The 24,455-nt window shown below is 66.0% G+C and carries 21 protein-coding genes; 5 read left to right on the top strand and 16 right to left on the bottom strand.

The genetic code is table 11. The annotated features are described in order from the left end of the window. Positions 1–21 precede the first annotated feature (21 nt). The 5 genes from ABD301_RS04785 to ABD301_RS04765 are packed head-to-tail and all read right to left on the bottom strand — an operon-like array spanning position 22 to position 7,956. Complete coding sequence (locus ABD301_RS04785) at positions 22–813, bottom strand: BPL-N domain-containing protein (protein ID WP_344307513.1); 792 nt, start codon at positions 811–813, stop codon at positions 22–24. Beyond that, on the bottom strand, positions 803–2,329 hold the full coding sequence (locus tag ABD301_RS04780; RefSeq protein ID WP_344307511.1) for a heparan-alpha-glucosaminide N-acetyltransferase domain-containing protein: 1,527 nt from the start codon (positions 2,327–2,329) through the stop codon (positions 803–805). The genes ABD301_RS04785 and ABD301_RS04780 overlap by 11 nt, the downstream gene beginning before the upstream one ends. Continuing rightward, a complete protein-coding gene (locus ABD301_RS04775) occupies positions 2,326–3,057 on the bottom strand; it encodes a BPL-N domain-containing protein (protein ID WP_344307509.1) in 732 nt (243 codons plus the stop codon). The genes ABD301_RS04780 and ABD301_RS04775 overlap by 4 nt, the downstream gene beginning before the upstream one ends. Positions 3,058–3,067: 10 nt before the next feature. Continuing rightward, on the bottom strand, positions 3,068–3,868 hold the full coding sequence (locus tag ABD301_RS04770) for a dimethylarginine dimethylaminohydrolase family protein (protein WP_163573165.1): 801 nt from the start codon (positions 3,866–3,868) through the stop codon (positions 3,068–3,070). Further along, positions 3,868–7,956 (bottom strand): Pls/PosA family non-ribosomal peptide synthetase, encoded by a 4,089-nt coding sequence (locus ABD301_RS04765; RefSeq protein ID WP_344307768.1) that lies wholly within the window; start codon positions 7,954–7,956, stop codon positions 3,868–3,870. Before ABD301_RS04765 ends, ABD301_RS04770 begins: the two co-directional genes overlap by 1 nt. A gap of 535 nt (positions 7,957–8,491) precedes the next feature. On the opposite strand from ABD301_RS04765, the gene ABD301_RS04760 reads away from it, so the two are divergent. Next, positions 8,492–10,243 carry an NHL domain-containing thioredoxin family protein gene (locus ABD301_RS04760; protein WP_344307506.1) on the top strand — a complete coding sequence of 584 codons (1,752 nt, stop codon included), beginning with the start codon at positions 8,492–8,494 and terminating at the stop codon, positions 10,241–10,243. 128 nt (positions 10,244–10,371) lie between these two features. On the opposite strand, the gene ABD301_RS04755 is transcribed toward ABD301_RS04760, so the two are convergent. The 3 genes from ABD301_RS04755 to ABD301_RS04745 form a co-directional block, all read right to left on the bottom strand. Next, positions 10,372–11,445: a CU044_5270 family protein gene (locus ABD301_RS04755; protein ID WP_344307504.1), complete on the bottom strand. Its 1,074-nt coding sequence runs from the start codon at positions 11,443–11,445 to the stop codon at positions 10,372–10,374. Beyond that, positions 11,442–12,053: an RNA polymerase sigma factor gene (locus ABD301_RS04750; protein WP_163573161.1), complete on the bottom strand. Its 612-nt coding sequence runs from the start codon at positions 12,051–12,053 to the stop codon at positions 11,442–11,444. Before ABD301_RS04750 ends, ABD301_RS04755 begins: the two co-directional genes overlap by 4 nt. An 82-nt stretch (positions 12,054–12,135) precedes the next feature. Then, on the bottom strand, positions 12,136–12,291 hold the full coding sequence (locus ABD301_RS04745) for a hypothetical protein (RefSeq protein ID WP_163573160.1): 156 nt from the start codon (positions 12,289–12,291) through the stop codon (positions 12,136–12,138). 84 nt (positions 12,292–12,375) lie between these two features. On the opposite strand from ABD301_RS04745, the gene ABD301_RS04740 reads away from it, so the two are divergent. Beyond that, on the top strand, positions 12,376–13,338 hold the full coding sequence (locus tag ABD301_RS04740; RefSeq protein WP_344307499.1) for a GlxA family transcriptional regulator: 963 nt from the start codon (positions 12,376–12,378) through the stop codon (positions 13,336–13,338). Here ABD301_RS04740 and ABD301_RS04735 read toward each other — a convergent pair. The 4 genes from ABD301_RS04735 to ABD301_RS04720 all read right to left on the bottom strand — a co-directional run bounded on the left by ABD301_RS04735 (position 13,274) and on the right by ABD301_RS04720 (position 17,082). Further along, positions 13,274–13,732: a hypothetical protein gene (locus ABD301_RS04735; RefSeq protein WP_344307497.1), complete on the bottom strand. Its 459-nt coding sequence runs from the start codon at positions 13,730–13,732 to the stop codon at positions 13,274–13,276. The genes ABD301_RS04740 and ABD301_RS04735 overlap by 65 nt on opposite strands. Beyond that, complete coding sequence (locus ABD301_RS04730; protein WP_344307495.1) at positions 13,729–14,499, bottom strand: SDR family oxidoreductase; 771 nt, start codon at positions 14,497–14,499, stop codon at positions 13,729–13,731. The genes ABD301_RS04735 and ABD301_RS04730 overlap by 4 nt, the downstream gene beginning before the upstream one ends. A 78-nt stretch (positions 14,500–14,577) precedes the next feature. Then, positions 14,578–14,772 carry a hypothetical protein gene (locus tag ABD301_RS04725; RefSeq protein ID WP_344307492.1) on the bottom strand — a complete coding sequence of 65 codons (195 nt, stop codon included), beginning with the start codon at positions 14,770–14,772 and terminating at the stop codon, positions 14,578–14,580. Positions 14,773–15,024: 252 nt separating this feature from the next. After that, positions 15,025–17,082 (bottom strand): MDR family MFS transporter, encoded by a 2,058-nt coding sequence (locus ABD301_RS04720; RefSeq protein WP_344307490.1) that lies wholly within the window; start codon positions 17,080–17,082, stop codon positions 15,025–15,027. Between the two features lie 219 nt (positions 17,083–17,301). On the opposite strand from ABD301_RS04720, the gene ABD301_RS04715 reads away from it, so the two are divergent. Together ABD301_RS04715 and ABD301_RS04710 are read left to right on the top strand one after the other, a co-directional pair. Further along, positions 17,302–18,525 (top strand): acyl-CoA dehydrogenase family protein, encoded by a 1,224-nt coding sequence (locus ABD301_RS04715; protein ID WP_344307488.1) that lies wholly within the window; start codon positions 17,302–17,304, stop codon positions 18,523–18,525. A 1-nt stretch (position 18,526) separates the two neighbouring features. Further along, positions 18,527–19,633 carry an acyl-CoA dehydrogenase family protein gene (locus ABD301_RS04710; RefSeq protein ID WP_344307486.1) on the top strand — a complete coding sequence of 369 codons (1,107 nt, stop codon included), beginning with the start codon at positions 18,527–18,529 and terminating at the stop codon, positions 19,631–19,633. Here the strand turns inward: ABD301_RS04710 and ABD301_RS04705 are convergent. Then, positions 19,614–20,540, bottom strand: a complete 927-nt coding sequence (locus ABD301_RS04705; protein WP_344307484.1) for a DMT family transporter — start codon at positions 20,538–20,540, stop codon at positions 19,614–19,616. The two genes, ABD301_RS04710 and ABD301_RS04705, sit on opposite strands and share 20 nt — an antisense overlap. Positions 20,541–20,605: 65 nt before the next feature. Between ABD301_RS04705 and ABD301_RS04700 the strand changes: the two genes are divergently transcribed. Then, positions 20,606–21,154 (top strand): CGNR zinc finger domain-containing protein, encoded by a 549-nt coding sequence (locus ABD301_RS04700; RefSeq protein ID WP_344307482.1) that lies wholly within the window; start codon positions 20,606–20,608, stop codon positions 21,152–21,154. Between the two features lie 19 nt (positions 21,155–21,173). On the opposite strand, the gene ABD301_RS04695 is transcribed toward ABD301_RS04700, so the two are convergent. From ABD301_RS04695 to ABD301_RS04685, 3 genes are all read right to left on the bottom strand, one after another. Next, complete coding sequence (locus tag ABD301_RS04695; RefSeq protein ID WP_344307480.1) at positions 21,174–22,166, bottom strand: phospholipase D-like domain-containing protein; 993 nt, start codon at positions 22,164–22,166, stop codon at positions 21,174–21,176. A 269-nt stretch (positions 22,167–22,435) separates the two neighbouring features. Continuing rightward, complete coding sequence (locus ABD301_RS04690; RefSeq protein WP_344307478.1) at positions 22,436–24,016, bottom strand: long-chain-fatty-acid--CoA ligase; 1,581 nt, start codon at positions 24,014–24,016, stop codon at positions 22,436–22,438. A 221-nt stretch (positions 24,017–24,237) separates the two neighbouring features. Further along, a complete protein-coding gene (locus ABD301_RS04685; protein ID WP_163573150.1) occupies positions 24,238–24,441 on the bottom strand; it encodes a cold-shock protein in 204 nt (67 codons plus the stop codon). Positions 24,442–24,455: the final 14 nt, after the last annotated feature.

Here is a 24,455-nt window from a genome sequence, read left to right as displayed (position 1 = left end):
CCGAAGATGTCGGGCAGGTGCCTATCTTGTCCGACTGGGGGTGGGGCTCGGGGCGGAGACGGGGAGATGAAGGGTGGTTTCGATGAGGTCGTAGCCGAGGTCCGGGCGGATGCCGTCGGGGTTGGTGATGTCGGCGTCGGAATACCAGGACTGGTCGGCTTCGGGGTGCGGGCCGACCACGCCCACCCGGCCACGGCCGTACGTGGTGGCGAGGGCGGCTGTGGTGTTGTTGGGGTAGGTGGCCAAAACTGTAGCCGAGGCGCCGGTTCTCAGTTGAAAGACCGGGCCGTCCTGGAAATACATGTGCCTGCTCTGGCCGCGCCAGCGGACCGTGACAATCGTGTCGTCGGTGGTTTTGACGGTGGCCTGGGCAGTGTCGGTATACGAGTTGGTGTCGCCGGGAATCAAGGCAAAACCAGGAGTGGCGCCGGCGAGGTAGCCGCCGAGGCAGAAGCCCAGGTACGTGCCACCGCCGCGCACCCAGTCCTGGATGATGGCGGCGTATTTCCGCATTTTTCGCCAGGCCGGGTCGAGGCTGCCGCCGCCGGGTTGAGCGTAGACCACCGCGGTGGCCAAGGTCGCGGCCGAAAGTGTTTCGTCACCGTCCGGACCGACGAACTTGGTCCGGAAATGGCTGGGGGAGTTCTGCAACAGGGTCGCCACCGACTCCGCGCAACCCGAGCAAGCGGCCGGCCCGCGATAGACCAGGGCCAGCGGGCGCGGTGGCGGCGGTGGCGGAGTGGAACAAGCGGCCAGTGCGAAAACGAGCAGGGTGGCCGCAAACAGGCGAAAACAAGCCGCCCTATTTCGCATTCTCGTCTTCTTGGGTGAAGATGTCGAGCAGCCAGTCTGAGGTGATAGCCGGGAATTCCATGGTTGTTTCCTCGGCCGTCGTGATCGCGGTGGTGAACCGCAACGCCGGCAGCTCCATGGTGGTTTCCGCCGGGGAAACCGAGTACGGGAGCGAAAACTCCATCGTCGGATCGTCCGTCGCGGCCACTTGGGCCGGAACTCGGCGGACGATCTGCGGTGCCGGCCTGGCCGGACTGACCGCAATGGGGTCCGCGTTGTCCACCGGCTCGGCGGGGCGTGGGATGGCCGGGCTGACCGGGGCGACGGGCAGCGGTTTGGGTTTGTGCCGGGTCTTGGTCGCCACCCAGGACCGGGATCGACCGGAGACTCCGGCGACGAGGGTCTCCAGCGGGCCTTTTCCAGCCGTGGCCTTCCAAGCGAGACCAATCAGCAGCACCGCGATGACCTGCAGGGTGTAGCCGACCTCGGCCGAATAGATGTCGTAGTCGGAGTTCAGGAACCAGATGTGCGCGCAGTAGAGCGTCAGTGTCATCCCACCGGCAGCGGCCAGCGGTGCCTGCAAGGTGGTGATCACTGGCCGCAGATAGCGCCAACTTATGTGGCCTAACAACAACATCAGGCCCAGCAGGGCGATGGCCGAACCGGTGGTTCCGACCATGTCCGGGGTGGTGCCGGTGTGTGGGGCGTCGACAGCGAGCCACCACCAGGTGGAAGTTGGTACGGTCCCGTCGCCGCCGAGGGTGAGCAGTTCCGAGGTTTCTGGCGCGGTCAGGATGCTGCTGGGCTGTGCGATCCAGATCTGCGCGAGCCCGCCGTAGTGGTTGAGCAGCAGCCACGACGCGTACGCGGCCCCACCGGCTAGCACGATTCCGGTTCCCAGCAACGAAATCGCCACCCGCAGCCGGCTGAGGGTGAGCCGCCCGATAGCGATGCCGGCGCAAGCGTACGCCAACCACGACAGCGCCGGATACTCACCGGTGATCGTCAGCTCGCCGAGGACCCCGATGGGGTTCTGGATGATGTCAATGAATTCGGGGTTGTCCAGGGTAGGCACCGGAAGATGCGGCAGCCATAGATGCGTGAGGATGGGGACGCCGGCGGCGACCGCCACACCTATCGCGGCGATCAGCCAGCCGGGCAGGAAAACCAGTGGGATCGCGAGGAGAAAAAGCACAGCATAGTACGGAAGGATGACCGCCGCGAGTTTCGCGTCGGCGTATCCCATGAAGAGCCCGATCGCGCCGATGGCCAAGGCTCGTACGGCAAGGCCGGTGATAACCGGCAGCCCAGAGCGGAATTGGACTCGCCTGCGGCCGGTCATGAAAGCGATGCCGACGCCGGCCAGTACGGCGAAAGTCGCGGCCGCCCGGCCACCGAAGATCGCGAAGGACGCGGTGGGCGAACCGTCGGCATTGGACTCGTAGAGCGAATGGACGGCCATCATGCCCAGCAGCGCGATACCTCGGGCAGCGTCCACCCCGAGCAGCCGGCTTTTGGTGCGTACCGAAGCGGTCATTGGCTCATCACCGTGGAAACCAGGTCCTGCCCGAGGTCCAGGCCGAGTGGCCGGGGGACCCGCAGGCCCGCGTCGGTGAACCAGTCGCGAGTGGCCTCCGGATGTGGTCCGACAACTCCGACGCGACCGGCGCCGAACGGCGTCACGGACGCGGCGACCGTGCCGTTCTGGTACGTGGCAAGGACAGTCGCCGACCGTCGCTTGATGTCGAAATGCGGGCCGTCCTGAAAGAACAGCGTCCTTTTCTCGTTGCGCCACAAAACATCGACGACCGTGTTGCCGTCGAAGTCGATCGTGGCGTCGTCGGTCTCGATGTACTGGTCGGTGTCGCCGGGCAGCAGGTCGAAGCCAGGGGTCGCGCCGGCGAGATAACCACCGAGGCAGAACCCGAGGTAGCCGCCACCGCCGCGGACGAAGTCGCGGATGTGCGAACGATGTTCGCGCAGATGTTTGTACGCGCGTTTCAACGTGCCGCCGCCGGGCTGGGCGTACAGCCGCGCACCGGACAGGGCATCCGCGGTCAACTCGTGGTCCTTCGGCCCGACATAACGGATCCGGAACTGGTACGGGCAGGATGCCAGCAGTGAATGAACTGCTTCCGGGCAGCCCGGCAGGCTGGCCGGGCCCCGGTAGACGAGCGCGACCGGCTGTTCCCTCGACTCGTCGGAGGAAGAGCCGAAAAGGTTGCTGAGAGCTCGACGGGCGGCGTCGAACGGCTGCGCGGACATCATCACAACCTTACAACTGGGGATTATCGAGAGTCAGCGCGGTGCAGCGGATCCCGCCACCACCTTTTCTCAGCTCGGTCGTGTCCAACTCGACCACGGTGAGGCCACGGTCGCGTAGCTCACCGGCCAGCCGCGGCGCGCCGGCGGTCATCGTCACCGTGCTGCCGTCACTGATCAGATTCAACGCGAAACCGCGTGCCTCGTCCAGTGAAACCTCGATCAGGTCCAGCCCGAGTCCCTCCAGGGTTTGCCTGCTGAGCTCGTCAAATGCTTCGGGGCAGTACGCGAGGGTGTGTGGACTTTCGATGACAGCCAAGGCAAGGTCGAGGTCGTACCACTGGGCGCTGACCGTACGCAACCCAATGACCTGATATCCCAGGTGATCGGCGAGCACCGCCAGCATTCGCCGGTCCGTTCGTTGCCCGTAGCCGGTCAACAGAAAGTCGCCGCACGCCAATGCGTCGCCCTGGCCACTGAAATCGTAAGGCGCGTCGAGGACCTGAAATCCACGGCTTTTCAGCCAGGCCCGGTGGTACGGCGTTTCGCCCTGCCGCTGGGGCGGCAGCTTCGCCAGCACAGCCTGGTCGCCGCGGACCACGGCGGCATTGGCCGTATAGACCATGTCCGGGCAGTCCGGCTCGGACGCCACATACTCGATTTTGCGGCCGGCGGCCAAATGCGCGGACACGATCGCCTGGTGCTCGGCGACGGCGGCCGACTTGTCCGGCTGCGCACCCGTGTGCATGTAGGGATTGATCTCGTACGCGATGCGGAAGTAGTGCGGATCGCTGACCAGCAGAGTCTTGTTCATCAGTGGAGTGCTTTCGTTGCGGTTTCAGGGGTGTCGCGGTGATGCCGGCCGCGCCGCTGCGCGGCGATGGCGTCGAAGTCCAGCGCGGAGGCCTCGGTGGCGCCCTGTGCCGGGATGCCGTGCCAGCGGGTGCCGGGCGTGAGATGCTCGCCCTTCATCAGCAACGACAGCGATCCCAGCGTCACGTCGTTGTCCACGACAGCGTCGTAGAGCACGATCGTCCGGGTGCCGACGCTCGCCCCGCTCTTGATGGTGACCGTGGACATTTTCATGACCCGGTCCTCGAAAAGGTGCGTCTGCAGCGAAACATCGGTGCCGATGGTGGCATCGTCGCCGATGTCGACCAGGTCGAATTCGGTCAGGTAAGTGGTGCCGATCCAGGTCCGGCGGCCGATTTTCGCGCCAAACCAACGCAACACCGGGGGCAGGAACGGAGTGCCGACCAGCACGGCCAGCCCGGCTGGCACGGCGGCGGCCTCGAACAGCCCGGTGACGAACTCGCTGCGGCGCACCCACGGGCTCCACAGCGGTTCCACCCGCGGCTCGTACGCGCCGATCACGTTTCGCTTGATCCCGACGCAGTAGAGGATGACCGCGAGGCTGGCCAGGATCGCCAGCAGCGGCGAGACCATGGCCGGCAGCGGGAGGTCGTTTCCACGGGCGAAGGTGGAAAGTGCCAGCAGGAAGACGTAGAAACTCAGGCCCAGCACCGAAGCCGGCAGGGTGGCCCGGAAGAACTCGATACCCAGGCGCTGCAACACCAGCCGGCGGTTGGGCCGGAAGGTCTGCTGCTCGGAGAAGGAGCCACTGTCCTGCCGCAGCGGCAGGTGCATTGCCGGGGAGCCGAGCCAGGAGGTGCCTTCCGGCACGTTTTCGTCCGGTGGCACGGTTCCGACACCGACCAGCGAGCCGCTGCCAAGGGTGCTGCCGGCCGGTACGAAGGCGGCGTTGCCGACAAATGCCCGGCTTCCCACCGACGTGGGCAGGAAGGCCACTCGGCCGTTGGCGAAGGTGGCGGCGCCCACGCTGGCCATGTCGGCCACGAAGCTCTCGGTGCCCAGCACCAGCAGGTCGGGGTCCAGGTGGGCGGCGGTGGAGACCTCGGCGCGCCGGCCGACCTGGGCGCCGAGCATCCGCAGCCATGGCACGGTGTAAAGCGTCGCATAAAGCGAGTTGGTGAAGGTCAGGCTGAATTCCAGCAGTTTGTCAGCGATCCACTTGCGTACGCCCAAACCGGACCGGGAGTGATAGATGCCGACCGGGGTGTTTGGCAGCACCATTCGCTTGCCGACCGCGACCACACCGCACACGGTGAGGACGAAAACCGGGCCGGCCAGGATGGTCGCGATCACGCCGGCGAGCACGCCCATGGTGAGCAGCGCCCACCACACCAGTGCGACGCCGGGCACGATGGTGGCGATCGCGCCGACTTCCAGGCCAGCCAGCCCGAACACCGCGGCGATCAGGTGATGAAGCCGCCAGCCACGGGTTTCGGTCTGGCCGCGCATCATCATTTCCACCACGAGGTCGAGTTCGGCCGCCGGCTTGGCTGGTGAACCGGACCAGCGCTGTCCGATCGGCACCCGCTCGCCTTCGCCGATCACTGACTGCTGGGCCAGGCAGGCACCCGCGTCGATGGTGCTGCCCGGCTCCAGAACGGTGTTCGCGCCAACGAAGGCGCCCGGCCCGATGGTGATGGGCGCGACCGTCACCAGACCGTCTTCGACCTTCCACGGCCGGATCGTGGCGCCATAGCCAATCGAGGCGTCCCGTCCGACGTAGACCATCCCGGGCAGCGAGACCGTGCTGGTCTCAATAGTCGTACGACGGCCGATATGCGCACCCAGGACCCGCAGATACATCGCCATCAGCGGCGATCCGCTGACCACCGGGAGCGGCCCGATCGCGAGCACCATGTCCAGCGCCCACAGCCGCAGATAAGTGATGCCCCATAACGGATATCGGCCGGGTTTGATTCCCCATGCCAGTGGCCTCGCCACCACCAGCGGGACGGCCCAGCGTACGCCGAGATAGCTGACCAGGATGGCGCAGAGCAGTTGGAGCAGCACCTGCACCGAAACGTCACCGTTGTTGATCGTGTAGACGTACGAAACCGGCAGGGTGATGACCAGCAACAGAAGGTAGATCACCACTGCCTGGGCGAAACCGGCTCGGGCGATCCGGCCGCGGCGGTGCCGCAGGCCCGGCGCCCGCGGTGCGGCCGGCATCGCGCCGCGTTGTTCCTCGGCATCCAGATACCCGGCCATCGAACGGACCGTCGGGTTCGCGTAAAGATCCCGTACGGCTGGGCTGGTGCCGATCTTCTCGGCCCGGAGCAACGAAACGACGGTGGCGGCGAGCAGCGAATGGCCGCCGAGGTCGGTGAAGAAGTTCGCCTCGACCGAGAGTTCCCCTGCGTCCAAGCCAAAAGCCTGGGCCCACGCGCCCCGCAGTCGGGTTTCCATCTCGGTGCCGGCCGCGATGACCGGACCGGAGCTGAGCGCCAGCCGCCGACCGCTCGGCGCCGGCAACAGCTTGCGGTCGACCTTGCCGCTGGGCATCGTCGGCAGTGCCAGCACGATGTCCATAAAGGACGGCACCATGTACGACGGCACCCGGTCGCGGATTTTTTCGTGCAGCCGCCGGACAACCGTCGCTTCGTCTTCGTTGGTGCCGGGCAACAGCACCACGTACGCGGAAAGTTCCGTTGCCGCGTCCGGATCCTGCCCCGCGGCCATCATCGCGGCGACCGCCTCGGCGACGCCGTCGTCCTCCATCAGGACGCTTTCGATCTCGCCCAGGTCGACCCGGTGGCCGCGGATCTTCACCTCGGCGTCGGCGCGGCCCAAATACTCGATGTCGCCGTCTTGGGTGAGCCGCCCGAGATCGCCGGTGCGATAAAGCTTGCTGCCGGCCGGCGCGAAGGCGTGGTCGATGAACTTGTCGGCGGTCAGGTCGGGCCGGCCGACGTACCCGCGGGCCACTCCAGCGCCACCGAGACAGATCTCGCCGACCTCGCCGTCCGGCACGGTGTGGCGGTCGTCATCGAGCAGAACCGCTGTGTACGTCGGCAAAGGCTTGCCGATCACCACCGGACGGCCCGGCAGCAGTTCGCACCAAATCGCCGTCACGGTCGCCTCGGTCGGCCCGTACGTGTTCAGGATCCGCCGCCCCGGCCGGCTCCACCGCTCGACCAGTTGCCCCGGGCACGCCTCGCCGCCGACCAACAGGCTGCGAATCTCCGGCAATTCACGCGGGATGGTGGCGAGCAGCGTCGGCACGCAGTACATCACCGTGACGCCAGCGGAATCCAGGAAGTCGGCCAGTTCGGCACCGAGCCGGCGCGAGTCGGTCGGGCCGACCACCAGCGTCGCGCCCACCGCGAAGGTGGGCCAGATCTCTTCGATGGAGAAGTCGAAAGAGATCGTCATGCCCTGATAGACCCGGTCGCTCGGCCGCACGTCGTACACGGTCGGGACCACGTCGAGGAAGTTGCAGATGCTCGATTGGGCGACCAGCACGCCTTTGGGGCGGCCACTGGACCCGGAGGTATAGATGATGTACGCGTCCGGGTCGCTGTTATACGCGTCTTCGCTGCGCAGATCCGGCCGGGTAGCCGGCAGCGTCCGCAGGTGGCTGGCCGCCGCGTCCAGTTCGACGACCTTGCATTCCAGTCCGACGGCCGCCGCGGCCAGATCCGTAGAGGTCAGAATCACGTCGACGTTGGCATCTTCAACGATGTACGCGACCCGATCGGGCGGTGAACCTGGGTCGATCGGAACGAAGATCGCGCCGGCTTTTCCCACCGCCAAAAGGGAGACATACGTCTGCAGGGACCGCTGGAGCAGGATCGCCACCCGCGAGCCGCCGGCACCCTGTGACCGCAGGTAGTGCGCGAGCTGATTGGCCAATGCGTCCAACTCGGCGTATGTCACGGTCCGGTTGTCTACAACGACGGCAATCGCCTGCGGGGTGCGATCGGCGCTCGCCTCAAAAACGTGATGAAGGCGTCTAACCCGAGAAGCGGAGACCCAATCCTGTGAATTGGCTGAGGAATCGACCGCAAAACTCGTTGTTTCCCCGGCCATGTTGACTGGCATAAGTCTCCCCCGGACCGTCCAGTGGCCCACGTGAAATATTTCGGCGTTGTTACGTAATCACGTTCGCGCCCACGGCAATATCCCCCGATTGTCTGAGTGCCGATAGGAAAACCGGTTTGAGACAGAACGGAAAGCTCTTGTTGGTGAACCGTTCAACAGTCGGTTACGAAGAGCTGTGGGGCGACTGTGTTCATCGCCAGAAGTGGCACCTGCGGAAATATCACCAGGTGCGGCCAAAAACCCGCCGTGAATGTCCATCGTGGACAAAGTCGGCGGCAAAATCCGTTCAACGAACCATAGCGGTGTGAGTGTGGTCACCCGTTGTGCTGGTCGCGTCGACGGCGAGTCGAGGGTCGAGCTTCTCGAGCGCCAACAGTACACAGGCGTGTGCGTACCGTGTCGGCGGGGCTGAAGTCTTAAAAATCCGTTCCGTCCTACGGAAAAGCCGCAGGTGACCGGCCCGTCACGGTGAGCCATTGGTGGCCATGGAACAGTCGGGCCGTCGACTTGGTTGGATACCGATGTGGCGACTGAGAGAGTGGCGCGAGTACGTGCACCGGAGCTGGTTGGCGCCGGCGGGTGGATCAACACCGGTGGCCGGGAGCTGACTCTTGCGGATCTGCGCGGCAAGATCGTGCTGCTGGATTTCTGGACCTTCTGCTGTGTCAACTGCCTGCATGTGATCGACGAGTTGCGGCCGCTGGAAGCGAAGTACGGCGACGTGCTCGTGACGATTGGCGTGCACTCGCCCAAGTTCGAGCACGAGCGCGATCACCTGGCCGTGCTGGCCGCGGTCGAGCGGTACGGCGTACACCATCCGGTGCTCGACGATCCGCGGATGGTGACCTGGCAGCAGTACGCCGTGCGAGCCTGGCCGACGCTGGCGCTGGTCGACCCGGAGGGTTATGTGGTGGCGCAGGCCGCGGGGGAGGGCCATGTCGCGGGGCTGGACCGGGTGATCGGTGAGGTGGTCGCCGAGCACGAGGCGCGCGGCACCCTGCACCGCGGCGACGGCCCGTACGTGCCGCCGCCGGCACCGCCGACCGTGCTGCGGTTTCCCGGCAAGATCGCTGTCACCGCTGACAAAACGTTCCTGGTGTCGGACTCCCAGCAGCATTCGCTGGTCGAGCTGGCCGCCGACGGCGAGACCGTACTGCGGCGGATCGGCAGCGGCGAACGAGGATTCACCGATGGCAGCGCGGAAACCGCGCGGTTCGCCGAGCCGCAAGGGGTGTTGGTGTTGCCAACCGGAGAGCTACTCGTCGCCGACACCGTCAATCACGCCCTGCGTACGGTCGACCTGGTCGACGGTCGCGTACGTACGGTCGCGAAAGCTCCCGACGGCGTGCCGCTCTCGCCGTGGGACCTCGCCTGGTATGACAACGCTGTCATCGTTGCCGCCGCGGGCATTCACCAGCTCTGGCGTTTCGATCCGACCGACGGTTCGTTCCTGCCGTGGGCCGGAACCACGGTCGAGGGCCTCAAAGACGGGCCGCTGGCCGACACCTGGATGGCGCAGCCGTCCGGGCTGGCCGCCGACGGCGACCGGCTGTGGATCGCCGACTCGGAGACGTCTGCCTTGCGGTACGCCGAAAATGGCGAGCTGCACACCGCTGTTGGCGAGGGGCTTTTCGACTTCGGGCATGTCGACGGGCCGGCCGCGAAGGCGCGTTTCCAGCATCCGCTGGGTGTCGCGGTGCTGGCCGACCATTCGGTGGCGGTCCTGGACACGTACAACAACGCTGTCCGGCGGTACGACCCGACGACCCGCGAGGTCAGTACGCTCGCCACCGGCGTCGCCGAGCCATCCGACGCCGTTGAGATGGACGGCCAGCTGGTGGTGGTCGAGTCGGCCACGCATCGGCTCAGCCGGCCGGTTTCGCCCGGAAAGATGCGGAAAATCAACGGACCGGCGATGCGGACCGAGCGGCCGGTCACCGATCTGGCGCCCGGTGCGATCACGCTCGACGTGGTCTTCAGCCCGCCGCCGGGCCAGAAACTTGACGAGCGTTACGGCCCGTCCACTCGTCTGCAAGTGAGCTCGACCCCACCGGAGCTGCTGATCGAAGGCGCTGGCGACACCACTGACCTCAATCGCGAGATTGTGTTGGCGGACAACATAAAAGACGGCGTCCTGCACGTCACCGCGCAGGCCGCGGCTTGCGACGAAGGCGTGGAACACCCGGCCTGCCACCTGATCCGGCAGGACTGGGGAGTGCCGATACGGGTGACCCACGGCTCGGCCACCCACCTCCCGCTGATCCTGCGTGGCTAGTGTCCCGCACTCGACGAAAATCACCTGGAGTTTGGAAAAACGCCAGGGGGGCTGGAAGTGTCACATCGGGTCGTACGAACGCGAAGGACCCTTGCGTGTGAGCGCACGCAAGGGTCCTTCGCAGACAGTTACTTCGTGGTCAGCGTCACCGTCGGGCGCTGGTCGACGATGGACCGGCTGAGCACGGCGGTCATCCCGATGAACGTACCGGCGGTGCCGCTCGGGCCGGTCTTGGCGATGACCGAGGTCGAGCCGAGGTAGCTGAAGGTCTTCTTGTCGAAGATCATCGTGTCGCGGATCGAGCCGGTGTAGACGACGCCGTCGCTGACTACCGCGACACCCACGCCGTGCCGGCCGGCCGCGTCGGTGACATCCGGGACCACCGTCATGCCGGGCAGCTTGGCAGCAGCGCGGTAGAGGCCCGCCGCGACCTTGGGCGGCACGATCGACTCCGCCAGGATGCTTTCGATCGCGTGGAACACCATCTCGGAGACCACCTGGGGCGACTGGTTGCCCTTGTCGGATTTGCGCTCGGCGGTGATCAGCTTCAGCAGCGCGTCCGGATCGGTCGGCAGCGCCGCGATGGCCTGGTAGTTACCTTGTTCGGCCAGGGTGATCGGGTTGCTCGAGCTGCCGTCGATCTCGGTGTAGCCATTTCGGTCATGGATCAGTGGACGGATCGCCGAATGCGGGTCGACTGGCAACCAGACTTCCCGCTGCTGCATGTCGCTGAGCGGCCCGACCGGGCTGGTCTGGGTCCCATCGACCTTTGTCGGGGTCTTCTGCCCAGGGTCGCTGTTCGAGACACGCTTGCCTGGGGCCGGCGGCTGGGTGGCGTCGCGGGATTCGGATTTCACGTACACCCACTGGCCGTTGTGAGCCGACTGCGTGGACGGCAGTTTTTCGCTGTAGGCGGCCATCTGCAACAGCAGACTGGACGCCGAGCCGGCGCGGAACTGCGCGTCGACGGCTGTTGACGACTTGCTGGGGGCCGCCCCGATCGTCTGGGTGGCAACGAAAGCGCCGCCGACCAGCACCGCGGTGGTGCCGGCGATGGCCGCGCTGATCGCGACGCGGGTACGAACAGACCTTTTCTCGGTACGGATTTCGCGCATTAACTGCTCCCTGAACAACCGGTGGCGACCGTTCGGGAGATCCCGCTCGGGTGGCGCCGCGAGCAGGCGATCGAGATCGGAATTCATGACTGTCTCACTCCGTCGGGCCGGGCCGCGCTTTCGCGGTTATCAATGGACTGTCCGCGGGCGACATCCGGTTCCCCGGATTCCTCGACGAGTTTTCGAAGCTTGGCCCTCGCTCGAGAAAGCCGGGATTTGACCGTACCCACCGGAATGCCCAATGCTTCGGCCGCTTCGATGTTGTCCAATCCGGACCACACGCACAACGCGAAGATTTCCCGCTCGTTGCGGCGAAGTTTGTTCACCAAGGAAAGCGCGAAACGCACTTGCTCGGTGTCGTCGAGGCGGCCGGCGAGTTCGTCGGCGAAATCCGGGATCGCCTCCGGCGGCGGAATGCGCGACACTGCGGCCGAATAACGGCGGGAGGCGCGAGTGAAATTCCGGACCATGTTGGTCGCGATGCCCAGCAGCCACGGCCGCAGCGGGCCGCCCTCCAGATCCACCTTGCCGCGCAACCGCCAGGCTTCCAGGAAGGTCAGCGCGACCGCTTCCTCGGCGGTGGACCAGTTCCCGGTCAGCCGGAAGGCATGGTTGTAGACGGCCCGGGCGCACTCATCGAAGAGCTCCCCGAAGGCGTCTGGATCCCCGTCTCGTACGCGGGCACGCGTAGTCATCTCCACAAGGTTGTACTGTCCGGGCCGACATGGCCAGTTCCCGGACTGCCCCCGGCCGCGTCGCCAGGGGCATGACCGCAGGTCAGCTCAGGTGGCGGAGGCGGATGGTGGGTTCTTCGGTGCGCTGCCAGCCGCCGCGCGGCTGCCAGTCCCGGCCGGTACGGCTGTCCGGAGTCCAGCCGAGCAGAGCGGCGATGCCAGTGCCGATGAAAATCGCGAGCAAGATGAGGATTCCCATGAGTAAAAGGATCCTCGCGGATCGGCCAACCCAACAGTGGCAGAATTGCCACCTTCCCTCGATATCCTGCCGTATGCTGGTGCCATGATTCGCTCCATCGCGGTGCCGGTGTTGCCAGGCGTGTCTCCGTTCGAGCTCGGCGTCCTCTGTGACGTGTTCGGGATCGACCGATCCGAGCAGGGCCTGCCCACGTACGACTTCCGGGTCTGCGGGATGCGGCCCGGCGAGCCACTGCCGACCAAGACCGGTTTTGACCTCGTACCGAAATACGGCTTCGACGCGATGGACGACGCCGACGTCATCGCGATGTCCGCGGGCACGGTTCGGCACGAGTATCCGGAGGAGCTGCTGGTGGCGATGCGCGCGGGAGTGGAGCGTGGCGCGCTGGTCATCAGCATGTGTTCGGGGGCGTTCGCGCTCGGCGCGGCCGGGCTGCTGGACGGACGTGCGTGCACGACCCACTGGATGTATGCAGACGATCTGCAGCGCGCTTATCCGAAGACCCGCGTCGACCCCGACGTCCTCTATGTCTGCGACGGACCGGTCTGGACCAGCGCCGGTACGGCCGCCGGCATCGACCTGTGCCTGCACCTCGTACGGGAGCGGCAGGGCACCGCGGTGGCCCGCGCGATCGCCCGCCGGATGGTGATGCCGCCGCAGCGTTCCGGCGGGCAGAAGCAGTACATCGAGACGCCCATTCCGCTGCGCGGCAGCCCCACCCTGGAGCCGCTGCTGACCTGGATGGTGGCGCACCTCGACCAGCAGATGACCGTGCCGTTGCTCGCCGAGCGCGCGCACATGTCGGCGCGTACGTTCGCACGCCGCTTCCAGGCCGAGACCGGCACCACCCCGCACGACTGGATGACCGCGCAGCGGGTGTTGCTGGCCCGGCAGCTGCTGGAGGGCAGTGACCTGACGGTCGACGCCATCTCGGTACGAGCCGGTTTCGGCAACGCCGCCGCGCTGCGCCACCATTTCGGGATCAGAGTGGGGACGACCCCGCAGGCGTATCGGGAGACTTTCCGGGTTTCCCAGCGGTCGGCCTGATCCGTAGGGCTGGGATCAACAGCAGGAGCGGGATCAGCACCGCGCCGAAAAGCAGGATGGTCTGGGCGATCGCGTCACCGGTCTGGAAGTGTTCCAGGTGGGTGGCGTGGAAAATCGCGTGTGGCAACGCGAAAGCCAGATAGCCCAGCAGGCTCCCGATCATCAGTCTGCGCTCCAGATAAATGGCCGCCGCGCCGACGAAAATCGCCAACGACAGGTTGAGCGCGCCCACGTCCCGCATCAGATGTTCGTTGTACGGCGGGAGCATCGACACCCACGGATCGCTCGGCCACGGGAAGTCTTCGTAGAAGACCTTTGGCAGCAGCAGCTGCACTCCACCGACCAGCACCTGGGTGACGGTCAGGAACCAAAGGCCAATTCGCAACCATTTCATCGCTTGCCTCCCACGGGGGTGCTCAACGCCTGCTCGAAGGTGATCCGGCCGACCGCGTGGTCCTCGCTGAGGTGATATCCGTTCTTGAAGGCCCGGAAAGCCTTTCCAGGTAACCGGATCGGTAGCAGCAGCCGGCGTTTTCCTTTTGACCGCAGGTAGATGCGTACGAGCTCGGTCGCGTCGCGGACCTGTGGACCGCCCATGTCTGGCACTGCGCCCGCGGGCGGGCCGGCCGCCAGCTCGACCAGCCGGTCAGCCACCTCGGCGCTGTCGATTGGCTGCACTGGTACGCCGGCCGGCAGCGGCACGATCGGCGAGCGGGAAAGCGCGTCTCCGGCACGAAAGACCAGGTCGTGGAACTGGGTGGTCCGCAGGATCGTCCACGGCAACCCGGATCCGATCACCACCTGCTCGGCGGCGAGCTTGGCTTTGTAGTAGCCGAAGGGAATCCGGTCGATCCCCACGATGGAGATGTAGATCAGGTGCGGCCGGTCGGCCGCGATCGCCACCGGCACCAGCGCATCCTCGACGGACGTGTCGAAGTAGCTGCCGGCGCAGTGCACGATCGCCGATACACCGCTCACCGCGGCCGCCAGCCCGGCGCCGGTCTTGTAGTCAACGGTGGCCCATTCGTACGGCACAGTGTCGCCGGCCGGGCGCTCCCGCCGGCTGGCGATTCGTACCGGCCGGCCGGCCGCGACCAGCTGGCTGACCACCTGCCGGCCGAGTGCGCCGGTGCCGCCGGTCACCAGAATCGGGTTGCTCACGTGTCCTCCCCAGAAGTGCTGTCCACATCACCTCGGACGGGACACCGCTGGCGGATGTGACGGCTTTCTAGGGTGATGTCACCGACGCGGTGGTTCCTCGGTCTCGGCGAGGTCGAGAGTGTCCAGGATGACGCGGAACGCGTGCAACTGCCCCGAGAAGAAGTCGACGGCCCGCTGATCGCCCCTGGTCCGGGCCAACGCGAGCCGACTCTTGATGTCCGTCTGCTGTTGTGCCAGCTGTCGGCGTAAGTCCTTGATCACCGGGTCACTCATTTATTGCCGTCCCCCCAGACGCGTTGGTCAAAACGTTGCTGACCACGCTACTGGGAGTCGCACCAACCGCGCGGAAGTTATCCACAGGTGGCCACTTTGTCAGGCTTGGGGCCGGTGGGGTCGCTGATACGGGTCGTACGAGGCAGACCTGGATCTGGTGCTGCTGGGACTTTGACGAGGGCTTGGTCGACGGCATCGACTCCGGTTGGGGAGCGCCAGGGTGGGCAAACCGAGCCCTGTCGTTACCTTCGCTCAGACGCCGGCGGCGACGAGGGAATGGCGGGCGTGGTAGAGGTCGTGCTCCTCACCCAACAGCCGCTCGGCGACTCGGCGCAGCGCCGCCTGGAGTTCGTCCTTGTTGTCCGGATCCCAGTCGGACAGCTGGTCCGTGACCCAGCCGCGCCAGGCGGTGGCGATCTTCTCGAACTCGGTCTCGCCGAGGGCGGTGAGGTCGTAGCCGGTGGTCGAGGTCGCCAGCAAACCGGCGCCGATCGCGCGCTCGAAGGCCGGCTGGAGGACCTCGTCGGGTGCGTTGATGCCGGTGGTGACCTGGGCGAGCGAGGCGGTGCCGTGCCGTAGACGGGTGAGCGCGACGCGGGTGACGCACCAGGCGTCGGCGATGCCGAGGGTGGACTGGGAACGGGCCAGTACCTCGATGCTCATCCGCCGCGGTCCGGCCCGCAGGATGCCGGCGATGGCGCTTTCGACCCCGCTGTCCTTGCCGCGGTGATCCGGCATCGCGAAGCCGTCGCCCATGTCGGTGGCGGTCGCTCGTACGGTGTCCCGCAGCGGCACCTGCTTGAGGAACAGGGCGAGGACGAAGGCCACGATCGCGATCGGGATGGCGGACAGGAAAACCACCTGTAGCGACTGCGCGTACGCGTGCTCGAACGGTCTGGCGATCGCCGCTGGCAAACTGTGCAGCCCGGTCACGCTTTGCAGGACTTTCGGGTTCACGCCGGCCGGCAGCGGCGTGGTTTTGGCGGTGGTCATGAGGTTTTCGGTCAGTCGGTTGGAATAGACCGTGCCGAAGACGGCCACCCCGAAGGAGCTTCCCATCGTACGAAGGAAAGTCACTCCGGAAGTGGCCACGCCGAGGTCGGCGTAGGCGGCGGTGTTCTGGACGGCGATGGTCAGCACCTGCATGCAGCTGCCGACGCCGAGTCCCAATACGAGCATGTAGACGGCGGACAGCCAGTAGTTGGTGTTTTCGTCCATCAGAGACAACAAAAAGAGCCCGAGGGCCATCCCAATGGAGCCCACGATCGGGAAGATCTTGTACTTGCCGGTTTTGCTGACCACGTTTCCGCTCAGAATGGAAGCGAAAAGTAGGCCGGCCACCATCGGCAACAGCCGGATTCCGGACGCGGTGGCCGAAACACCGTTGACGTACTGCTGAAAGGTCGGCAGGAAGGTGATTCCGCCGAGCATCGCGAAGCCGACGATGAAGCTCATCGGCGCTGAGACGGCGAAAACCGGGTTGCGGAACAGTCGCATCGGCAGCACTGGCTCGGCCGCGCGCAGCTCGACGAAGACGAAGAGGCCGAGCGCGACCACCGATCCGATCGCCATCCAGATGATCGTCGGGGAGTTCCACGCGTACGTCGTGCCGCCCCAGCTGGTGACCAGCGTCAGGCCGGAGGCGGCCAGCGCGATCAGCAGGATGCCCAGGTAGTCGATCAGCGGCCGGGCGGCCGCCTTGATCGCCGGAATGGCCGGGACCGCTACCAACAACACGACGATGCCGACCGGGATGTTGACGTAGAAGGCCCATCGCCAGGTCAGGTGGTCCACGAACAGGCCGCCCAGCAGCGGGCCGACGACCGTGACCACGCCGAAAACCGAACCCAGCAGGCCCTGGTAGCGGCCCCGGTCGCGGAGCGGGATCACGTCCGCGATCAGCGCGGTCGCGGTGACCAGCAGCCCGCCGGCGCCCAGGCCCTGAAAGGCCCGCGAGACGATCAGCCAGGTCATGCTGTTCGCGAAGCCGCAGAAGAACGAGCCGATCAGGAAGACGATGACGCTGATCAGGAACATCTGCTTACGGCCGAACATGTCGCCGAACTTGCCGACCAGTGCCGTCGAGATCGTCTCGGCCAGCAGATACGCGGTGACCACCCAGGACAGGTGGTTGCCGCCGCCGAGGTCCCCGACGATGGTGGGCAGTGCCGTCGACACGATGGTCTGATCCAGCGCGGAGAGCAGGATGCCCAGCAACACGGCCCCGAAAACGAGGTTGATGCGCCGCCGGGTCAAGGGCGCCGGCGCGGCGCTGGGGGCCGCCGAGGCGGGTGCTTCGGTAGTGGCCATGGCCCAACCTTCCGGGATGGATGGGTAAGCCGAGCGTATGCCCTCTCACCGTGAGCGCTGATCGTGCAGATTTGATCAGAGATGATCTCTTTGCGGCAACTTTTCGGCTGGCAACGCAGCTACCAGCAGCGTCTTATGGACCCTGCTCAACCACACCCGGCCCGCTTGACAGTCGCTGGGCGCTGAACGATCGTTCTTTTGAGCTCTGGGGAGGGTGCATTGCCTAACGAGACGGTCGAGCAGTTCGCGGCCCGGGCACGGTCCTGGCTGGCCGAGCAGGTCCAGGTCAGCGGCGGTTCGACAGCCGCGGGGCAGGATCCGGCCGGCGTCGACCTGGCGGAGCAGAAGCGGTTCCAGGCGGCGCTTTACGACGCGGGTTTCGTCGGCATCACCTGGCCGGTCGAGGTCGGCGGGCAGGGGTTGCCGGAGCAATACCAGCAGGCGTGGAACGACGTGGTGAAGGATTTCGACACCCCGACCGGCGCGTTCATCATCGGTATCGGGATGTGCGGCCCGACCGTTGCCGATCTTGGCTCGGACGAACTGAAACAGCGGTATCTGAAGCCGCTGTTGCGCGGCGAGGAAATCTGGTGCCAGCTCTTCTCCGAGCCGGGCGCCGGCTCCGATGTGGCCAGCCTGCAGACCAGGGCCGTGCTCGACGGCGGCGAATGGGTGGTGAACGGCCAGAAAGTCTGGACCTCGGTGGCCGCGTCCGCGAACTTCGGAGCCCTGCTGGCCAGAACCGACCCGACCAAGCCAAAACACGGCGGGATCACCATGTTCGTGGTGGACATGCATGATCCCGGTGTCACCGTACGCCCGTTGGTCGACATGAGCGGCGGCGCCCGTTTCAACGAGGTTTTCTTCGATGACGTAAGGATTTCAGCGGATGCGGTGATCGGCGAGGTGGACGCGGGGTGGGCGGCCGCGGTGACGATGCTCGGCCATGAGCGGGTTTTCATCGGCGGCCGGGTGGGGCCGCGTTCCAGCCCGCTGGATTTCGACTCGCTGGCGCGGGTCGCGCGCGAGAAGGACCGAGCCGACGATCCGGCCGTACGGGATGCGTTGGCCGAGGTTTACCTGCGCCAGCAGTCCCTTCGGCTGTTGAACGCGCTGATGCGCGAACAGGCCGACAGTGGGCACCCGCCGGGCGCCCGCGGCTCGATCAGCAAGCTGGTCGGTGCGCAGGCGGCCGCTTTCGCCGCCGATGTGGCCGCCGAGATCGCCGGTCCTTCCGCGATCGCCTGGGAGGGAGACGACACCGAGGCCACCGAGTTGGCCCGCTACGTGAATTCCGCGCCGGCCAGCGCGATCGCCGGTGGCACCAGCCAGATCCAGCGGAACATCATTGGCGAGCGAGTGCTGGGGCTGCCCAAGGAAACCCAGGTTGATCGGAATATTCCCTTCAACCAGCTCAAAATCGGCACGCAGGGGAGCGTCTGACATGCGGCTGTCGTTGACCGGCGAGCAGGATGAGCTGCGCGCCACGGTTTCCCGCTTCTTCGCGGAAAACTCGCCAATGCGGCGGATCCGTGAGGTGATCGACGGTGACCTGGGCTTCGATCCGGCGCTGTGGAAGCGAATGACCGGCGAGTTGGGGCTCGCGGGTTTGGCGATCCCGGAGCAGTACGGTGGCGCCGGCTATGGCGTGGTCGAGCGGTCGGTCGTCCTCGAAGAAGCCGGCGCCACGCTCGTACCGTCACCGTTTTTCGCCTCGGCTGTGCTGGCCGCGGAGGTTTTGCTGGGTGTCGGGGACGAAGCGGCGTGCGGCCGGTTGCTGCCGGGTATCGCCGCTGGCGAACGGATCGCGACGGTGGCGATCAGCGAGTCGGACGGCGGTTGGGGCACACCCGTACAGACCTCGGCCATTGAGCGGGACGGCGGATGGGCGCTCACTGGCGGGAAAACTCTCGTCGTCGATGGGATGGCCGCCGACTTTTTCCTGGTGTACGCACAGACTTCGGACGGGCCCGGATTCTTCGAGGTCGACGCCAGTGCCGCTGGGCTCGAACGAGTGGCGCTGCGGACCTTCGACCCGACCCGGCGGATGGCGCGGTTGTCGTTTACCGACTGTCCGGCCGTCCGCATTGGCGCCGACGTCACCGAAAAGCTGGCCGCGATCGCCGATCGGGTGGTGACCGCGCTGGCCGCCGAGCAGCTCGGCGGGCTGCGGCAGGCGATGCGGATGGCCGTTGACTACGCGAAACTGCGGGTTCAGTTCGGTCGGGTGATTGGCTCGTACCAAGCGGTGAAACATCTCTGTGTGGACTGTTATGTCGACTGGGAGCTGGCGAACGCGGCCGTACGCCATGCCAGTTGGGTGGCCGACGAGAGCCCGGCTGAGCTGCCGGCGGCGGCCGCTTTCACCGCGTCGCTGGTTGGCCCGGCGTATTTCCGAGTCGCCGAGACCTCCATTGAAATTCACGGCGGCATTGGCTTCACCTGGGAGCACGACCTGCATTTCTACTACAAGCGAGCGAAATCATCGCAACATCTGCTGGGCGGCACGGCCTCGCACCGATCCGCACTTGTCAGCGCGCTGGGCGTCTGACCTTTCTCTTCACCAGAACCAGAGTCACGCCGACCGCGGAAACCGCCATGCCCAGGAAAATGCTCGTCGTCACGGGCTGCCCGAGCAACGGGACCGCGAGCAGGGCCGTCACCGGCGGGACGAGATAGAGCAGGCTGGTCGCCGCTCCGCCCGAACTTCGGCGCAACAGGACGAACAACAGCATTAGCGCACCGATCGAGTTCACGATCGCCAGCCAGGCCAGCGATCCCAGAGCCGGCAGCGTCAACGGCAGGTGGAGTCCGCCGTACGCGGCCGCCAGGGGAAAGCAGGTGACCGTGGCGCCGAGCAGTTGGATCGTCGTCCCGGTCCGCAGGTCGACGGTCTGGCCGAACTTCTTCTGATAGAGCGTGCCGGCGGCGAAAGCGAGGACCGCGAGGCCGGTCGACACGTATCCGATGACGTTCCCGCTGTTGCTGAGTTTTCCAGCCAGCGAGATGCCGACTCCGAGCAGTCCGATGCCGAGACCTAGCCACTGCTGGCCAGCCAGTTTTTCGCCGAAGATGGGAACAGCGGCAGCGGCGACGACGAGCGGTGAGGCGCTGAGCACGAGCGAGGACAGTCCGGCCGGAACGCCGTTCCCCAGACCGACGTAAATGCCGCCGAGCTGCCCGGTCTGCAGCAACGCGCCGGTGAGCAGCAGGTGTGCGTACACCCGCGGATCCGTCGGCCACGGTGCCCGCGTCACCAGGGCGACCACCCCGATGACCACGAAGGCAGCAAGGAATCGCCACGCCGCGAGGGCCAGCGGTGGGCCGCTGTGCGCGCCGATCGTGCCGACCAGGTAGCCGCCGCTCCAGATGAGCACGAACAACACCGACAGGCCGACGGCCGCGAGCCACCCCTGGCTGCCGTTCCGTACCAATGGCGCGGACTCCACCTGAGTCACGATTCCTCCTGTAACAGCCTGGCCCGTTACAAGCACCGTAACACCTCAAGGCGTATCGTGGGGTTGTGGAGCTGGAGGGCGGGCACTGGCTGGAGTGCGAGAGCGGCGGCCTGTGGCTGGACCTGCTGATCACGGTCCGGCGGGCGTACGGGCCCACGCCGCACGACCGGCTCGGGACCGCCGAGCTACTCGGAAAGTGGTTCGCCCGCGAGGGTCTGTCGCCCGTCGCCGATCCGACCGAAGCGGACCTGAGATGGGCCCGCGACCTGCGAGAAGCCCTGCGTAGCCTGGCCCTGGCCACCTTCCACTCACAGTCCTGGCCGGCCGCCGACCTCGCCCTGCTCAACCGGGCACTCGCCGACGATCACCCGCTCGTCCTGGAAGGCGCGGCGGTACGAGCGCCCGCCACCGCCCGAGAAGCGCTGGCCCGGATAGCCCGGCAGGCCGCCGAGCACCTCGGCGGCCCGATGGCCGCTGACCTGGGCCAATGCGGCGATCCCGACTGCGGAATGCTTTTCCTGGACCCCACTGGCCGGCGGAAGTGGTGCCTCGCCCAAGCCTGCGGCGTCCGGCACCGCGTGCGCGCCTACCGCGAACGCCACGTCTCGCCGTGAGGTCTGGGCTGTCGGTCGACTAGCTCCAGGGTGTTCCGTCGGCCAGGTCCAGCTTCAGCGTCGAGTTCACCTGCGAGATGACGGCCGGGTTGGTGATGATGAGGCCGAGCTCGCGGTTGGAATTCAACGAGGTGGGGGTGAAATTCTCCGAGCCGAGGAACACCTTGGCTTTGCTGGTGTTCACGTCCGCGACGATTGCCTTGGCGTGGATGTAAAGGCTGTCGCTGGCGGCGTAGCTGACCACGGTCGCGCCGGCGCTGGCGAGCTTGTCGTAGTTGGAAGCGTACGAAGAGCTGTATTCGGCGACGATGTTTACCGTCACGCCGCGGCTTCTGGCACTGACCAAGGCGTCGACGATTTGGCTGGAACCCATTTCCAGCGAATAGAGGGTGAGACTGGTGGTGGCGCCGTTGATCAGCGTGAGGAGTCGGGACTGCGAGTCCGTCGGGCTCCACACCAGGTCGTCGCCGTCGGTGGGGGTGACCGCTTTTTTCGTGTAGTCGGCGGCGAAAACTTTTTCGTACGCGCTGGCGTCGGCGGTGTCGTTCTCGATCAGATCGAAGTTGCGGTCGGCGGAGTAGTAGGCGGGCGTCCAGTTTTCCGTCATGATCGCCGCGGTCGTACCGTCCACCACCATCGATTTTTCGTGTGTGTAGTAATATTTCGAATTCGAGTAGACGACACCGACGCCGTGGCCGCCAAGATAGCTGTAGGCGCTGGCGTTGGTCGAGCTTTGCCGGCCGTCCAGGATCACCCGCACGGTGACCCCGCGCGCCGCGGCGGCGGCCAGGTCCTGCTCGGCGGTGGTGTCGGTCAGCTCGTACATGGTGAGGTCGATGCTGGTCTTCGCGCTGGTGATCAGGGTGAAGAGCGCGGTGTGGCCGCCGGCGGGCTGGGTCACCAGCGTGTACGTGGTCGCGGCGGTGGCGGGGCTCGCGACCAGGGCACTGGCGAGCACGGCGGTGACCGCCAGGCCGGTGCGGAATCCACGGCGTGGGGCGAAAAATGGCATGACGAACTCCCGAGACGGGACAGCGGCGGGCAGGGCGCGGTCAGCACATCACGCGTGCGTTTCGGTGAAAGGTCTTGCGTACTAACGGACGAAGACACCAAAACATACAACCGGAACAATTGGCAAGGTTGTATTTTCCTGCCATAAAGTGGAAATTTTAACCATTACGGCGGAATTCATGACCGAGCGTCCGTGCATTACCGGCAAATCCGGCACTTTCCCCAGCGATTCACCGTTTCCAGCCCGGAGGTGAGCAAAGGAAGGGCCAATCAGGCGTTAGCCTGCTCGCGCAGCACGAACTTCTGGACTTTGCCGGAGGCGTTGCGGGGGAGCGCCTCGACGACGACGACCTCTTTCGGCCGCTTGTACGACGCGAGTCGCTCACGCAGGTGTTCGAGCACGTTTTCCAACGTGGGTGGGGAAGCCGGGTCGGCGGCCACCACGAAGGCGACTGGCACCTGACCCCAGTGCGAGTCGGCGCGACCGACCACCGAAACGTCGGCGACGCCTGGGTGGCTGTCGATCGCGGCCTCTACCTCGGCGCAGTATATATTCTCTCCGCCGGAGATGATCATGTCCTTTTTCCGGTCCACCACCCAGATGAAGCCGTCTTCGTCCATTCGTACGAGATCGCCGGAATGGAACCAGCCGCCGGCGAACGCTTCCGCGGTCGCCTCCGGCTTGTTCCAGTATTCGCGCATGGTGGTTGGCCCGCGATACACGATTTCGCCGACGTCGCCGGGCGCCACGTCTTTCATGAACTCATCGACGATCCGGACCTCGATGCCCGGCAGCGGCGTACCAACCGAGCCCATTTTCGTGACCGCGTCCTCGCCGCGCAAAACGCAGGTGGTTGGGCTCATTTCGGTCTGACCGAAGGCGCAATACGCCGGCGCTTGGGGAAACACCTCGGCCATCGCGGCCAGTACGGACGGTGCCGCCACCGCTGCGCCCCACGAGATCTTGTCGAGCGTCAGGTCTCGGTCTTTGATCCCCGGTACGGCACAGATCATCGCCCACTGGCTGGGCACGAAAAAGCAGCTGGTGACCCGCTCGGTTTCGAAGAGGTCGACGATCTGGGCCGGAACGAAGGTCGGTGACGAATAGAGCACCACCCGGCTGCCGGTGATCATCGAGCTCAACGACAGCGAAAGGCCGGCGATGTGGAACATCGGCACCGCCAGCAGGCTGGTGGCTGGCTCGCGGGCCACCCCGCCGGTGGCCAGGCCCTGGATGAGATGCGCCATCAGCAGGTTGAAATGCGTCAGCACCGCGCCTTTGGGTCGGCCGGTGGTGCCGGACGTGTAGATGATGAACGCCGCTTCGGACTCCGGCACGTCGATGTCCAGCGGGTCGGTGGAACCGGTGACCACGGTTTGTTCGTACGCCAGTGCATCCGGCCCGAAGTCGGCTTCCCCGCCGTCGGTCACCAGCACGACCTTCAGGCTGTCCACTGTGGACGACGCGGCCGCCGCGGTGCTGGCGAGGCCGCCGTCGACCACCAGTGCGCAGGCCCCTGAGTCGGCCAGGATGTACGAGATTTCCCCAGCTACCAAGCGGAAGTTGACCGGAACGGCGATCGCGCCGAGCCTCAGCGGAGCCAGCAGGGTCTCCGGGAATTCCAGTCTGTTGCGCATCAGGATCGCTACCCGGTCGCCGCGGCCAACGCCTTGCTCGGCCAACGCCGAGGCCAGTTGGGTGACTCGCTCGTCGAGTGCGCCGAAGGTCAGGTCCCGGCCGGCGAAGCTGAACGCCACCCGATCCCCGTACAGTCGCGCGGCCCTGGACAGTTGGGCGGCGAAGGACATCCGGCGGCCGGCGTTCACCGCGCTGAGGTCGGGAGACGTCATCTGCAGCACTCCTGGAAGCCCGGTGTTTGCGCTGCTCAGCGCCACTCCAGCCAGGAACGGCACAGACAACCGATCGATCGATCATTTGTCATCAGCGATCGCGTGTCAAGGCTGGCGTTTATACGGTATTCAATGAAAGCGCGAAGGCCCGGGTTCGCCGCGTGGGCAATCCCGGGCCTTCTGTCATCACAAAAATGTGATGCGCGTCACACTAGTAGTTCTTAGAGAACGTTAACGCCAGTGGCCTGCGGGCCCTTGGCGCCCTGGCCGATCTCGAAGCTGACCCGCTGGTTCTCCTCCAGGCTGCGGAAACCGCTGGCCTGAATCTCCGAGAAGTGCACAAACACGTCCGAGCCGCCGCCGTCCGGCGTGATGAACCCGAAGCCCTTGTCAGCGTTGAACCACTTGACAGTGCCTTCAGCCATTTCCTTGCTTTCCT

This window comes from Fodinicola feengrottensis, from assembly GCF_039530045.1.
Classification (GTDB): Bacteria; Actinomycetota; Actinomycetes; order Mycobacteriales; family HKI-0501; genus Fodinicola; species Fodinicola feengrottensis.
The sequence above is the reverse complement of the archived record's forward strand: the minus strand, read 5'-3'. Positions and strand labels throughout refer to the sequence as shown.

Excerpts from the sequence above, each read along its gene's own strand:
- ABD301_RS04785 (WP_344307513.1), bottom strand. The coding sequence starts at position 813 with ATGCGAAATAGGGCGGCTTGTTTTCGCCTGTTTGCGGCCACCCTGCTC.
- ABD301_RS04780 (WP_344307511.1), bottom strand. The coding sequence starts at position 2,329 with ATGACCGCTTCGGTACGCACCAAAAGCCGGCTGCTCGGGGTGGACGCT.
- ABD301_RS04775 (WP_344307509.1), bottom strand. The coding sequence starts at position 3,057 with ATGTCCGCGCAGCCGTTCGACGCCGCCCGTCGAGCTCTCAGCAACCTT.
- ABD301_RS04770 (WP_163573165.1), bottom strand. The coding sequence starts at position 3,868 with ATGAACAAGACTCTGCTGGTCAGCGATCCGCACTACTTCCGCATCGCG.
- ABD301_RS04765 (WP_344307768.1), bottom strand. The coding sequence starts at position 7,956 with ATGGCCGGGGAAACAACGAGTTTTGCGGTCGATTCCTCAGCCAATTCA.
- ABD301_RS04755 (WP_344307504.1), bottom strand. The coding sequence starts at position 11,445 with ATGAATTCCGATCTCGATCGCCTGCTCGCGGCGCCACCCGAGCGGGAT.
- ABD301_RS04750 (WP_163573161.1), bottom strand. The coding sequence starts at position 12,053 with ATGACTACGCGTGCCCGCGTACGAGACGGGGATCCAGACGCCTTCGGG.
- ABD301_RS04745 (WP_163573160.1), bottom strand. The coding sequence starts at position 12,291 with ATGGGAATCCTCATCTTGCTCGCGATTTTCATCGGCACTGGCATCGCC.
- ABD301_RS04740 (WP_344307499.1), top strand. The coding sequence starts at position 12,376 with ATGATTCGCTCCATCGCGGTGCCGGTGTTGCCAGGCGTGTCTCCGTTC.
- ABD301_RS04735 (WP_344307497.1), bottom strand. The coding sequence starts at position 13,732 with ATGAAATGGTTGCGAATTGGCCTTTGGTTCCTGACCGTCACCCAGGTG.
- ABD301_RS04725 (WP_344307492.1), bottom strand. The coding sequence starts at position 14,772 with ATGAGTGACCCGGTGATCAAGGACTTACGCCGACAGCTGGCACAACAG.
- ABD301_RS04720 (WP_344307490.1), bottom strand. The coding sequence starts at position 17,082 with ATGGCCACTACCGAAGCACCCGCCTCGGCGGCCCCCAGCGCCGCGCCG.
- ABD301_RS04710 (WP_344307486.1), top strand. The coding sequence starts at position 18,527 with ATGCGGCTGTCGTTGACCGGCGAGCAGGATGAGCTGCGCGCCACGGTT.
- ABD301_RS04695 (WP_344307480.1), bottom strand. The coding sequence starts at position 22,166 with ATGCCATTTTTCGCCCCACGCCGTGGATTCCGCACCGGCCTGGCGGTC.
- ABD301_RS04690 (WP_344307478.1), bottom strand. The coding sequence starts at position 24,016 with ATGACGTCTCCCGACCTCAGCGCGGTGAACGCCGGCCGCCGGATGTCC.
- ABD301_RS04685 (WP_163573150.1), bottom strand. The coding sequence starts at position 24,441 with ATGGCTGAAGGCACTGTCAAGTGGTTCAACGCTGACAAGGGCTTCGGG.